Here is a 12,491-nt window from a genome sequence, read left to right on the forward strand (position 1 = left end):
TTCGAGGGGATATCCCCTCGAACCCCCGCTCTCCAGGAGTCCCGCAAACTACGTAGTGCTACCCACGCTGTTTTCAGGCTCCGGCTGAGTCCTACAGCGACTAAGCGTCGGCCTTGATCAGGTCCGCCGCGCGCTCGCCCATAATCATCACGGTGATGTTCGGGTTCACGGCGGTCAGCTGCGGCATGGCCGAAGCATCCACCACGCGCAAACCCGTCACGCCCTTGACACGAAGCTGCGGGTCGAGCGGCGACATTTCGTCATCCGCGGCGCCCATGCGGCAGGAGCCCGCCGGGTGGTAGACCGTGTTGTGCGTCTTCGAGACGTAGTCGGCGATCTCTTCGTCGGTCTGCACTGCTTCCCCTGGGAAGAGCTCGCGGCCGGCGAACTCCGCCATCGCGGGCTGCGCGACGATCTTGCGTGCGAGCTTGATGCCCTCGACCGCAATCCGCATGTCATAGCCTTCGGGGTCGGTGAAGTAGCGCGGATCAACCTTCGGCTTGTCCCGATAGTCGATTGACCGCAGCCGCACCGTTCCCCGCGAGCGCGCGTGCGTCACATTCGGCGTAAGTGCGAAGGACTCGTCTGCGGTGGGGTAACCCTGGCGCATCGTGTGCATGTCGAAGGGTACGCAGCCGTAGTGCATCATCAGGTCCGGCAGCCCGTGGTTGCCGCCCTCGTCAACCTGCGTGAAGATGCCGATCTCCCACCACTGCGTGGCGTCTCGAGTCATCGGCACCTTCGACTCCCAGCTGATGACCGCTTCGGGGTGATCCTGCAGGTTCGAACCGACACCGGGCGAGTCCACCCGCACGTCAATGCCCACCTCGCGAAGGTGATCGGCCGGGCCGATTCCGGAGAGCATCAGCAGCTTTGGCGTATCGATCGCGCCGGCACACACGATCACTTCACGCCGAGCGGTCACCGTCTTGCGGCGGTTCTGCGGGTTATCGCTGTACTCAACACCGACCGCACGGTTGTTTTCGTCAAACAGCACCCGGCTGACGTGGCGACCGGTGAGGATGTGCAGATTCTCGCGATCGAGGTTCGGGTGCAGGTACGACACCGAGGAGGAGCCGCGAGTGCCGTCGGTCTTCGAGTTGATCTGGAAGAAATCCGCCCCGTGCGAGACAGTTTCGGCACCGTTGAAGGGCTTGCGGGGAAGACCCTGCTGCTCGCAGGCGTCGAGGATGGCCACCCCGACCTTGTCCTTCGGCGGCACGCTCATGAGGTTGATCGGACCGTCGGTACCGTGGTGGTCTCCGGTGCGGTCGTTGGTCTCGGCACGTTTGATGAGCGGACGAACCGTTGCCGCATCCCACCCCTCGGCACCAAGACGTGCCCAGTTGTCGAGGTCCTCAGCCGGCGGGTGGAAAGCGATGCAGGAGTTGTGCGAGGAGCAGCCGCCGAGCACTTTCGCGCGAGCATGGCGCATGAACGAGTTCCCGTTCTCCTGCGGTTCGATCGGGTAGTCCCAGTCGAGGCCCGACTCGAGCAGCTCGGGCCAACGCTGCAGCGTGAGCACCTCGTCCAGGTCGACGTCGCTCGGCCCCGCTTCCAGCAGCGCAACCGACACGTTCGGGTCTTCGCTCAATCGTGCGGCGACCACCGCCCCCGCCGAGCCACCGCCGACGACAACGTAATCGTAAATTTCTTCAGTCATGTCCTAATCCCTTCCTTGACGACAAAATCAGTTCGGCCCGATAGGCCAGCCAATGCATCCACTACGCCTAGCGTGGGAACCATCCCGAGACCGCCGGTTCGGTATTCTCGTACAGGTGCTTCGCTTCGACGTACTCGCCGAGGCCGGTAGGCCCGAGCTCACGCCCGACGCCCGACATCTTGAATCCGCCCCACTCGGCCTGCGGTAGGTACGGGTGGAAGTCGTTGATCCACACGGTGCCCGCACGAATCGCACGCGAGACGCGGTTCGCAACGCCTCGGTCGGAGGTCCACACGGCACCTGCGAGACCGTATTCGGTGTGGTTCGCGAGCGCGATCGCTTCCTCTTCGGTGGAGAAGGTTTCCACCGTGATGACCGGGCCGAAGCCCTCTTCGATCACGACGGACATGTCCGCCGTGCACTGGTCAAGGATCGTGGGTGCGTAGTAGTAGCCCTGCTCGTGTTCGGGGCCACCCCAGTTGCCGCCGACTCGCAGACGTGCACCGCCCTCGATGCCGCGGTTGACGTAGTCGGTGACCTTGTCGCGGTGCTCCTTCGAAATAAGCGGACCAGTTTCTGCCTTCTCGTCGAACGGCCCACCCATGACAATGTTCTCGGCGTGCTTGACGAGTTCGTCCACGAATTTCTCGGCGATCGTGTCCTGCACGATTAGGCGGGTGCCAGCCGAGCAGACCTGTCCGGAGTCAACGAAGGCGGCGTTCAGTGCGTTGTCGACGGCAGCATCGAAGTCGGCGTCGGCAAAGACCACGTTCGGGTTCTTGCCTCCGAGTTCCAGAGCAACCTTCTTGACCGACTTCGCCGCGCTCTCGGCAATCTTGCGACCGGTCACGAGCCCACCGGTGAACGACACGAGGTCAATATCAGGATGCGAAGACAACGGCGCCCCGACTTCCCCACCCGCACCGAGTACGAGGTTCGCGACGCCCGCAGGCAGCCCGAGATCCTCAAACACCTGCATGGTCAGGATCGTGGTGTGCGGGGTGAGCTCGGCGGGCTTAATCACAAACGAGTTCCCGGCCGCGAGCGCCGGCGCAAGCTTCCACGCGGCTTGCAGCAGCGGGTAGTTCCACGGCGTGATCATGCCGCAGACCCCAACGGGCTCGTAGACGATACGCGAAATCACACTCGAGTCACCCGCATCCACCAGGCGCCCCGGGTGCTGGTCGGCGATCTTCCCGAAGTAGCGGAAGCAGGAAATAATGTCGTCCATGTCGCCCTCGGCCTCGACCAGGCGCTTGCCGGTGTCGAGCGCCTCAGCGCGAGCAAATGCATCCTTGCGGGCGAGGATCTCGTCGGCGACCTTCAGCAGGAAGTCACCGCGCTCCCCCGCGGGCACGTTTGCCCAAACTCCGGAGTCGAAGGATGCGCGGGCTGCGGCGATCGCGGCCTCGGTGTCGGATGCGGTGGCTTCCGACACGACGCCGACCTCACTGCCGTCGGCAGGGCAATAAATCGTTCGGGTTTCGCCCGAAGAGGAGGGGAGCCAGGACCCATTAATGAATAGCGTGGCGGTCTGTTCGCTCATGGTTATGCTTTCGCTCCTTGGTCAGTATCGGGGTCAGTATTGGTGTTGCTGCCGCGGTTCGGCTCACTCGCGGGCACCTCTTCGACCGTAACGAGGGAAGCCGATTGGATATCCAGCTTCAACGCTTCGGTGTCTGGGCTCAGCTGGTCGCTGTCGTCCCATTCCTCGGGGATTTCAACTCCAGGAATTGCCGTGGGCGCCCCGCCGTTACCGATCGCGGCCATGTACGCCATATGCGCGTCGTAAGCGTCGAGCACATCCGCGATGACCTGTTCCTTGGTGTAGCCGTAGATGTCCTTGCCCTGCGAGCCGGTGGCCGAGAAGATCTCCACCTTGAAGAAGATTTCTTCCACCGCGGAGAGGTTCGTCGCGTAGTTCGGCACGTTGTAGGCGACGGGGTAGGCCTGGTATTTGAATTCGTCTTGGTGCGGGAATCGCACGAGCAGGTCGATATACGGAATTGGGTATTCCGGATGCTCGCCCCGCTGGCAGGTCACGTCGGCTCCCAGCTTCCGCAGCTCGGCAGCGACCTCTTCCACGGCCGGGGTGGCGACCTCGTCGATGTATTTCCCGGCCTGCTCAGCGGTAGCCCAGTTCATCCGGCGACGCAGTCGCTGACGCCAATTCTTGTTGGCGACGTGGTCACCCGTGCGGCTGGATAGCATGCCGGGGAAGGCAGCCCTCCGCGCATCCATATTGCGGCTCTCGGCGCTCAGAACCCGGTAGAGGCTGAACATCATCAAGTAGACGACAATCGAGAACGGCAGACCGATGACCACGGTCGCGGCCTGCAGTGTGTAGACGCCGTCAATGAAGAGCATCGCGAGGGTGAGCGCACCGGTGACGACGGCCCAGAAGATGCGCAGCCAGGGCGCGCCATCGGAGTTTTCGCCTTCGGTCGCGGGCTTCGAGGTGAGGTTCGCCATCACGAGCGAACCGGAGTCGGCCGAGGTGACATAGAAGAGGAGCCCGGTGACCACCGCAAGGCCGATGCTGAAGGTGGCGCCGGGGTAGTTTGCGAGCAGGTTGAAGAAGCCGGATTCCGGCAGGCTGATCGCGAGTTCGAGGAATTCGCTGTCGCCCGCGCGGAAGAAGTCGATCGCGGCGTTTCCGAAGACCGAGATCCACAGCAGGATGAAGATGAACGGGATGATCAGCACGCCCAAGATGAACTGGCGCAGCGTGCGGCCGCGCGAGATGCGCGCGAGGAAGAGGCCGACGAAGGCGGCCCAGGCGATCCACCAGGCCCAGAAGAAGAGCGTCCAGTCCTTCATCCAGTCGCCCGATGGGTACGCCTCGGAGCCAGCGGTGTAACCGAAGGTGTTCATCATCATGCCGCCAAAGCGGCTCACAAAGTCACCGATGTTCTGCACGAGCTGGTTGAGCAGCTGCGGGGTGTTCCCCGAGAACAGCACGAAGAGCATCAGGATGATGCACAGCACCACGTTGAGTTCGGAGAGTCGGCGGATGCCCTTGTCGACACCCGTCACGGTCGAGATAACCGTAATGCCGACGGCAATCGCCATCAGTGCGATCTGGACCGAGATGTTGTTCGGGATCCCGAACATGTACGACAGCCCGAAGTTGAGGAACACCACACCAATACCGAGCGAGACCGCGATACCGAAAATCGTGCCGAGCACAGCCGCCACGTCAACCGCGTGGCCCGGGATGCCTTTGACTCGCTTCCCGAAGATGGGCGCGAGGGCAGAACGGATGCTCAGGGGCAGGTGGTACCGGTAGGCAAACAGGCCGATGCCCATACCCATGAGGGCATAGAGTGCCCAGCCGGGGATTCCGTAGTGGAACATCGTCCACAACGGCGCCATCCGGGCCGCTTCGTCGGACATGGATTCAACGTCCGGCGGGGTGAGGAGGTTCGTCGCCGGCCCCGAGATGCCGAAGAACATCAGGTCCACACCGATACCGGCGGCAAACAGCATTGAAGCCCAGGTAAACATGTTGTACCTGGGCTTCGAGTGGTCGGGGCCGATCTTGACGTTGCCGACCTTCGTGAGGGCGACGACGAGGACGAAGACGACGACAATCGTGACGGTGAGGACGTAGTACCAACCGAGGTTGGTACCGATCCAGTCCATCGAGCCGAAGATGACGGTTTCTGCTTGGCTTGGGAAGAGCCAAGCCCAAATCGTGAAGCCAATGATGATCACCGCGGTCGTGATGAACACGGGCCAGTTGACCTTGGGGTAGGTCTTCTTTCCGGGTGGGGATGCTGTCGCCGGTTTGGGTTCACCCCCGCCCTGAGAACTCAAAATTGGCTCGTTTTGCGGATTCGCGGGGATGTCCACGGGATTCCTCTCGGTGGGGTCCTAGATAGGCCTTGAGGTGAGGATGAATGCTCACAGGATGCTCACGAGGCTAGCAAACTGCTGATTCAAGGCTCATTTTCGTGACGAAACTGCGGCTTTTAGTGGACTGTCCCGCGCGAAACGGTGGCGTTACGGCGTGGCTATGGCGAGGGCGTTCCGCCGTTCACATTCAACGTTTCGCCGAGCACATAGCTCGACTCGGGCGAGGTGAGGAAGACATATGCGGGTGCGAGTTCGGTCGGTTGACCTGCCCTTCCGAGCGGGGTGTTCTTGCCGAACTCCGGAAGCTTCTCTTTCGGCTGACCGTCCGAGACCTGCAGCGGTGTCCAAATCGGGCCCGGGGCAACCGCATTCACACGGATGCCGCGCGGTGCGAGTTGCTGTGCGAGCCCCTTCGAGAAGTTGTTGATCGCGGCCTTCGTGGAGGCGTAGTCGAGCAGCGGTTCCGAAGGCTTGTACGCCTGGATGGACGTGGTGTTCACGATCGTTGACCCCGGCGGCATGTGTGGGATGGCAGCCTTCGAGATCCTAAAGATCGCGTGAATATTGGTCTCGAAGGTGTTCGTCCACTGCTCATTTGTGAGGTCGGCGATGTCCTCGATCGCGATCTGTCGACCCGCGTTATTGACCAGCGCATCCAACCCACCGAGACCCTCTACCGCCTGCTCAACCAGCGAGACACAGAATTCCGGGTCGGAGATATCGCCGGGGATGAGTACGGCACGCTGGCCGCAGTCTTCGATTACGCGCTTGATCTCTTGCGCGTCGACTTCTTCAACGGGCAAATACGACAGCGCGACATCGGCTCCCTCGCGGGCGAATGCGATCGCCACAGCGGCGCCGATGCCGGAGTCGGCGCCGGTGATCAGTGCCTGTCGACCTTTGAGCCTGCCCGTCCCGCGGTATGAATCTTGGCCGCGGTCAGTGCCCGGGATGAGACGGGCATCGAGCCCGGGCTCGGGTTGGTCTTGCACGGGCGGGGAGATGGAGGGATAGCGCGTGACGGGGTTCTGGAAGGTGAGTTGATCGGTCTGCTGTGGTTGGTCCGGGTGTTCTGCCATGGTGGCTCCTTCTCGGTAAAGTCAGGCGATTCCGCGGGTCAGGCGATTCCGCGATTGTCCGGATGCTCTTCCAACGCTGCGTCCAAGCGGACTTCTTCCTTGAGCGCTTGACGGTGCTCATCCCGATAGTCAGGCGCCTCATCCTGTTTCGGTTGTCGCGAGAGTTCGCCGCCCACGCGACCACCGAAGGGTCGACCGTGATCGGCATATTCACTGCGCTGGAACGAGAAACCGTAGTCACGAATCACGAAGATTCCGCCGTGACGCAGTCGCGCACCCGTGGGAGCATCGTCCGTCGGGGACGCCTCGCCAGCGGATGAGGTTTTGGTGTCCTCGAGCGAATCGAGCACGTACTCATCCGTGTCGGTGTGGCTAATGCGTGCGTGGTGCGGGAGCAGCCCCATGAGCACGATGTCGTTATCGGGGGCAGAGCCAATCGTCGTCACCTCGCGGATGAGGTGGAATACCGGCGGGCCCTCTTCGCTTTCGACCCCGGTCATCACAATGCGTGGGTCACCGGCGCCGTACTCACTGTGCGTGGTCGGGCCTTTACCGTAATGCGGCGGATCGGCGTGCGGCGGATGTTCGGAGATATCCGGATGACGCTGCGGGTTCACCTCGGCGTCGAGATCGGCAGGATTGTCGCTGAGCGGATCGCGGTCAGCAGCGTCGCGGTCAGCCGAGTCACGGTCAGTGAAGTTGAGATCGGACATGGTTGCCTCCTCAGGATCGAGCTCCCGATTCGCGGAATCATCCGCGCCCATAGTTTGGGTGTTTTTCGGGAACCCTTTTCACGGTAGAGACTCACCTGGATTAGTCCCTCCGAGTCCCCTCCGCAAACCATCGGTGCGAAGTGGCAATGTGCCTTACTACTTGGCGCGTGACCCCAGATGCGCGACCGTGATGCCAACGAACGCGAGCGCGGCCGCGACTCCGAGCATCCAACTCGCGTGACCCGAGGCGAGGTCGAAGATCAGCGAGCCCAACAGCTGGCCGCCCACGAGTGCGAGCGAGAGGACGAAGACACCGATCGTGCGCACGACGGAGGCGATAAGGAAGAGGTAGACGACGCCGATGATGCCGCCGAGGTAGAGCCACCATTCCGTGGGGAAGCCGGTGAAGTCAACCCAGCCGAGCGCAGAACTCAGAAGCGACGCTGCGGCGAGGATGATGAAGCCAACAATAAAGTTCAGCAGCGACGGGCTGATCGAGTCTTGGGCATGCGACCGCACCGTGCCGGTAATGCCGAGCTGCAGTGCCAGCAAGAAACCAGAGCAGGCCGAGAACAGCATCAAGCCGACCATCTCGAGGTCCATACCCGCGTCGATGCCGATCAGCACCACGGCCAGGATTGCGAGCGTTGCGCCGATCCCGCGCATCCAGGTGATGCGCTTTTTCGGTGCACCCATCAGGCCGAAATGATCAACCGCGAGCGAGCCCAATAACTGACCGACGACCATCGATGTCATCAACACCGCGACACCCAAGAAAGGCACTGCCACGCCTTGCGCCAGCACGAAGGACGCTCCACATGCGCCGCCGAGAAGACCCCACCAGGGCAGCTCCCGGCCACGTACCGCGGTGGCGATGCGCCGAACACCCTGGCGCGCATCCTTGCGGAAAAGCGTGATGACGATGAGAAGCAGCAAGCCGACCCCGAATGAAATCGCGGCAGCGTGGGGCCCACTGCCGATCGCGGCGGAGAGTGACCCGTTGATGCGCGATTGGGTGGCGCTACCAACGCCCATGAGCACCGTCAGAACAAGAACGAGGTTACGCAGCCAGGGCTTTGGAGTGGTCACAGACGCACTCTAGTTGGAAACACGCAGTGCAACTGCGGCAAGATGGGGTCCATGAGCGCAATTCCAGTCGAGTTCCTCCACGGCCTAGGACAGTCCCCGAGCGACTGGGATGCGACGATTGCCAGCTTGCCCGAATGGCTCGACCCCGCGACAACCACGATTCCTTCGTTCAGTGCGCCGGCGCACAAGCCATTCTCGCTGAACGAGGCGGCGCGTTGGGTGCTCGCGGATGTCGCGGATCGCAGTGAAGAGCCCGCGGTGCTTGTCGGGCTCTCGCTCGGCAGTCAGGTCGCGATCCGCGCCGCATCCCTCGAACCGGGGCTTGTGTCGGGGCTGATCCTTTCCGCACCGCTGGCTCGCCCACCGAAGGCGATGCTGAAGATCCAGCGGGCGATGATGGGGATGCTGCCGGAGCGTGCCGTCGCCGGTCGCCCAATCGAGGAGGGCGGCTCGGGGCTCACCAAGGAAGACATTTTGGCAGTGCTCGATACCTTCACCGATTTCGATCTGCGGCCGGAGCTCTATCAAATTCAGGTGCCGACGCTCGTGGTGGTGGGTGGCAATGACCGACTGAACCGAAAGTCTTCGGGTGAGGTGGTGGAGTCGATGCGGGATGCGACCCTGCAGGTGATCCCCGGCGCTGGCCACGAATGGAACCGAACGCATCCCGAGCAATTTGCCGGAGTGGTGACAAACTGGATTCGCGCGACCTTTGGCGACGCTGTTTCGTAAGTCTGCATCCACCAATCTCAGCAAAATTACAGCTACCATCAGGCCTTTGCCAAACTGGCAAACATTGTCCTGACATTTCGACACAATGACGGTGCACAAAGTTTGTCAGGACATTTAGAGTCGTTCACGAATGAATCAATCGCTTTGCGAAAGGAACCTCATGAGCGACCTTCCGATCCTCGGTCACTGGATCAACGGTGCTGAAGTAGCGCCCGCCGATGCGCGCACCTCCCCCGTCTTCGACCCGGCTCTCGGTGTTGAGACCAAGCGCGTCGTCCTCGCCGAGCAGGCTCAGGCTGACGAGGCCGTAGCCAACGCCCACGAGGCATACCTGAAGTGGCGCGACGTTTCGCTCGCCCGCCGCACCGCGGTCATCTTCAAGTTCCGCGAGCTGCTCAACGAGCGCAAGAACGAGCTCGCCGAGATCATCACCTCGGAGCACGGCAAGGTTCTCGACGACGCACTCGGCGAGATCTCGCGTGCCCAGGAAGTCGTCGAGTACGCCTGTGGCATCACCAGCCACCTGCGCGGCCACTTCTCGGAGCAGGTTTCGACCGGCTTCGACATCCACTCGGTCCAGCAGCCCATCGGTGTTGCCGCAATCATCTCCCCCTTCAACTTCCCCGCCATGGTGCCGGGCTGGTTCTTCCCGATCGCGATCGCTGCGGGTAACGCAGTGGTCCTGAAGCCCTCGGAGAAGGACCCGACCGCAGCGAACTGGTTCGGTGAGCTCTGGAAGGAAGCTGGGCTTCCCGACGGCGTCTTCAACGTCCTCCACGGTGACAAGGTGGCAGTGGATGCGCTCCTCACCCACCCGGATGTCGCTTCGGTTTCCTTCGTGGGCTCGACCCCGATCGCGAAGTACGTATACGAGACCGGTACCGCACACGGCAAGCGCGTGCAGGCACTCGGTGGCGCGAAGAACCACATGCTGGTCCTCCCCGACGCTGACCTCGACCTCGTTGCCGACTCGGCAATCAACGCTGGCTTCGGCTCGGCCGGTGAGCGCTGCATGGCGATCTCGGTTGTCGTGGCAGTAGAGCCGGTTGCCGATGACCTCATCGAGAAGGTTGTTGAGCGTATGGGCAAGCTGCGCGTGGGCGACGGCCGCCGCGGCTGCGACATGGGCCCGCTCGTGACCAAGCAGCACCGCGACAAGGTTGCCGCCTACGTCGACGTTGCCATCGAAGACGGCGCCAAGGTTGTCGTTGACGGCCGCGGCATCGAGGTTGACGGCGAGAAGGACGGCTTCTGGTTCGGCCCGACGCTGATCGACCAGGTCCCGACCACCTCGCGCGTCTACACCGAAGAAATCTTCGGCCCGATCCTCGCGGTTGTTCGCGTGAAGACCTACGAAGAGGGCGTCGAGCTCATCAACTCGGGTGCCTTCGGTAACGGCACCGCGATCTTCACGAACGACGGTGGTGCGGCACGCCGCTTCCAGCGCGAGATTGAGGTCGGCATGGTCGGCATCAACGTGCCGATCCCGGTACCCATCGCCACCTACTCCTTCGGTGGTTGGAAGGACTCGCTCTTCGGCGACACCAAGGCACACGGCGCCGAAGGCGTGAAGTTCTTCACCCGCCAGAAGGCCATCACCACCCGCTGGCTCGACCCGAGCCACGGCGGCATCAACCTCGGCTTCCCGCAGAACGACTAAGTTCAGTGCCGGACACTGAGTAGACGACGCAGTCGCCATATCGAAGTGGCATGCGTCGATACGCTTCGCTACTCAGCAATCGGATTGCGACAGGGCGGATGCGCACCCCACCCCGGGTGCGCATCCGCCCTTCGCTGTCCGGCTAGTCTGCGAGCTCGAGCGCGAGCCACAGCTCCGCTCGCGCGCCGAAGCTCTCGAGATCCAGGCCCGTGATCTCCTGCACCATCGCGATCCGCGAGCGCAGCGTGTGCCGGTGCATCCCGAGTTCACGCGCCGCTGGATCCCACGCGCAGTTATGCGAATACCAGGCCCGCAAGGCAGCGAGCAGCTCGTCCCCGTCGGGGCGCGCGCGAACCTTGCCGAGCATCCGTTCGGCAAGCACCCGGCCGTCGGATGCATCCAGCCAGGAGAGCATGCCGCGCTCGGCGAGCTTCTCGAAGTCGACGATCTCGCCGTCGCGTTCGGCACGCCGGACCGCGTGCTGAGCGTTCTCGCGACCCTTGCGCATTTCGCGTACCCCGACCGATCCGGAGACTCCAGCCCGCAGCCCCTCTCGCGCCACGAACGCGAGCGGGGCCTTCTCGTTCGAGGGGTAGAGCACAAGCAACTCCTCGCCGATTTTCGCGAAGGCCACATCGGTCGTGGCGGCCATCAGTTCGAGTTCGGTGAGGATGTGGTCCCAGTCGTTCGTACCCCGCACGACCGCAACGCGAATGCGCCCCTGCGGCGACCAGGTGTCCATGTCGCGCAGCGCACGCATCGCCGCTTCGGTCGACCCGGCGAGGAAGAGCTCCATGATGCCGGTGCGCAGGCCGCGGCGGGTGTCGTCGAGCGCGCGGCTCTGTTCGATGGCGATGGATGCGATGCCCACCACCGATTCGACCAGGTCGCTCCCAGCCGGGTCGAGCGGCAGCCGAGTGCCGATCGCGAGGACTCCGCGCAGGCGCGTGCTTTGGCCGATGGTCTGCAGGGTGATTTCGCGTTCGCCCACGCCGCCGAGGCTCGTCGCGGCAGCACGACCACCCCGAAGCTGCGCCGTGACCGCATCCTCGAGCTCCTCGCGCACCTCTTTGGGGACGGCGTGTTTGGTGCGCACCGGCACGAGCTTGCCGAGCGCATCGTAAAGCGCGACCCAGCACCCGAGCTGAGACTCGAGTTCGCGCAGCGTTGCCGAGAGCCCGTCGGGCCGAAGCGCCGCGCGACCCACCGCGCGCTGCGCTTGGATCGACCACTGCATGCTGGCGTTGCGCTCCTCCGCGATCGCATCCGCGAGCTTCCGAATCACCCGAATAAAGGGAGTGGATGAGGGCACCAGAATGAGCGGCAGGCCGGCGTCCGCACAGGCTCGCACGATCGGCTGCGGCACCGACTGATGGACTACGTTCACCGCGAATCCGAGGCCAACGATGCCCGTTGATTTCAAGCGATTTACGTAGGCACGAACGTCCTCAGCGAAGGTGGTCGGCGCATCCTTCGGGTGGGGGAACTGCCCGCCGTCGGTGAGCAGCAACTGCCCCGGCTCGAGCCAGGGGCTCGGGTTCATGAGATCAGAGGAGTGCGCCCAGCTGATTTCGGCGTCGAGTTGCTCGTCGGTGGAGGGGTCGCCGGGGAGGAGCCTGAGCCCGAGACTAGATTCGGAGAGTAAGTTGCGAAGCGTCATCACCACGCGACCAGATTAGCCGAAGTGGCAAAAATGC

Annotated in this window: 9 protein-coding genes; 2 read left to right on the forward strand and 7 right to left on the reverse strand. The window is 63.0% G+C overall.

Annotated elements, in window-relative coordinates:
- Window positions 1–100: 100 nt before the first annotated feature.
- From F8O05_RS10540 to F8O05_RS10565, 6 genes are all read right to left on the reverse strand, one after another.
- A complete protein-coding gene (locus tag F8O05_RS10540) occupies window positions 101–1,663 on the reverse strand; it encodes a GMC family oxidoreductase (RefSeq protein WP_158052706.1) in 1,563 nt (520 codons plus the stop codon).
- Between the two features lie 67 nt (window positions 1,664–1,730).
- A complete protein-coding gene (locus F8O05_RS10545; protein ID WP_158052707.1) occupies window positions 1,731–3,209 on the reverse strand; it encodes an aldehyde dehydrogenase family protein in 1,479 nt (492 codons plus the stop codon).
- Window positions 3,210–3,211: 2 nt separating this feature from the next.
- A complete protein-coding gene (gene betT, locus F8O05_RS10550; RefSeq protein ID WP_225735855.1) occupies window positions 3,212–5,518 on the reverse strand; it encodes a choline BCCT transporter BetT in 2,307 nt (768 codons plus the stop codon).
- 161 nt (window positions 5,519–5,679) lie between these two features.
- The gene (locus F8O05_RS10555) at window positions 5,680–6,600 is read right to left on the reverse strand and encodes an SDR family oxidoreductase (protein ID WP_158052708.1); all 921 of its coding nucleotides are present in this window, start codon (window positions 6,598–6,600) and stop codon (window positions 5,680–5,682) included.
- A gap of 38 nt (window positions 6,601–6,638) precedes the next feature.
- Entirely contained in the window at window positions 6,639–7,313 is a 675-nt protein-coding gene (locus tag F8O05_RS10560; protein WP_158052709.1) for an FHA domain-containing protein, read from the reverse strand.
- 156 nt (window positions 7,314–7,469) lie between these two features.
- The gene (locus tag F8O05_RS10565; RefSeq protein ID WP_158052710.1) at window positions 7,470–8,402 is read right to left on the reverse strand and encodes a DMT family transporter; all 933 of its coding nucleotides are present in this window, start codon (window positions 8,400–8,402) and stop codon (window positions 7,470–7,472) included.
- A 51-nt stretch (window positions 8,403–8,453) separates the two neighbouring features.
- Here F8O05_RS10565 and F8O05_RS10570 point away from each other — a divergent pair, with 51 nt between their 5' ends.
- A complete protein-coding gene (locus tag F8O05_RS10570; RefSeq protein WP_192497134.1) occupies window positions 8,454–9,134 on the forward strand; it encodes an alpha/beta fold hydrolase in 681 nt (226 codons plus the stop codon).
- Between the two features lie 160 nt (window positions 9,135–9,294).
- Window positions 9,295–10,794 carry a CoA-acylating methylmalonate-semialdehyde dehydrogenase gene (locus F8O05_RS10575; RefSeq protein WP_158052712.1) on the forward strand — a complete coding sequence of 500 codons (1,500 nt, stop codon included), beginning with the start codon at window positions 9,295–9,297 and terminating at the stop codon, window positions 10,792–10,794.
- A gap of 142 nt (window positions 10,795–10,936) precedes the next feature.
- On the opposite strand, the gene F8O05_RS10580 is transcribed toward F8O05_RS10575, so the two are convergent.
- Entirely contained in the window at window positions 10,937–12,454 is a 1,518-nt protein-coding gene (locus F8O05_RS10580) for a PucR family transcriptional regulator (RefSeq protein ID WP_225735861.1), read from the reverse strand.
- Window positions 12,455–12,491: the final 37 nt, after the last annotated feature.

The sequence above is a fragment of the Gulosibacter chungangensis genome, from assembly GCF_008831155.1.
Lineage (GTDB): Bacteria > Actinomycetota > Actinomycetes > Actinomycetales > Microbacteriaceae > Gulosibacter > Gulosibacter chungangensis.

What these genes read in the sequence shown, in the direction of transcription:
- F8O05_RS10560 (WP_158052709.1), bottom strand. Translation starts at nt 7,313, where the DNA reads ATGTCCGATCTCAACTTCACTGACCGTGACTCGGCTGACCGCGACGCT.
- F8O05_RS10555 (WP_158052708.1), bottom strand. Translation starts at nt 6,600, where the DNA reads ATGGCAGAACACCCGGACCAACCACAGCAGACCGATCAACTCACCTTC.
- F8O05_RS10545 (WP_158052707.1), bottom strand. Translation starts at nt 3,209, where the DNA reads ATGAGCGAACAGACCGCCACGCTATTCATTAATGGGTCCTGGCTCCCC.
- F8O05_RS10575 (WP_158052712.1), top strand. Translation starts at nt 9,295, where the DNA reads ATGAGCGACCTTCCGATCCTCGGTCACTGGATCAACGGTGCTGAAGTA.
- F8O05_RS10580 (WP_225735861.1), bottom strand. Translation starts at nt 12,454, where the DNA reads ATGACGCTTCGCAACTTACTCTCCGAATCTAGTCTCGGGCTCAGGCTC.
- F8O05_RS10570 (WP_192497134.1), top strand. Translation starts at nt 8,454, where the DNA reads ATGAGCGCAATTCCAGTCGAGTTCCTCCACGGCCTAGGACAGTCCCCG.
- F8O05_RS10540 (WP_158052706.1), bottom strand. Translation starts at nt 1,663, where the DNA reads ATGACTGAAGAAATTTACGATTACGTTGTCGTCGGCGGTGGCTCGGCG.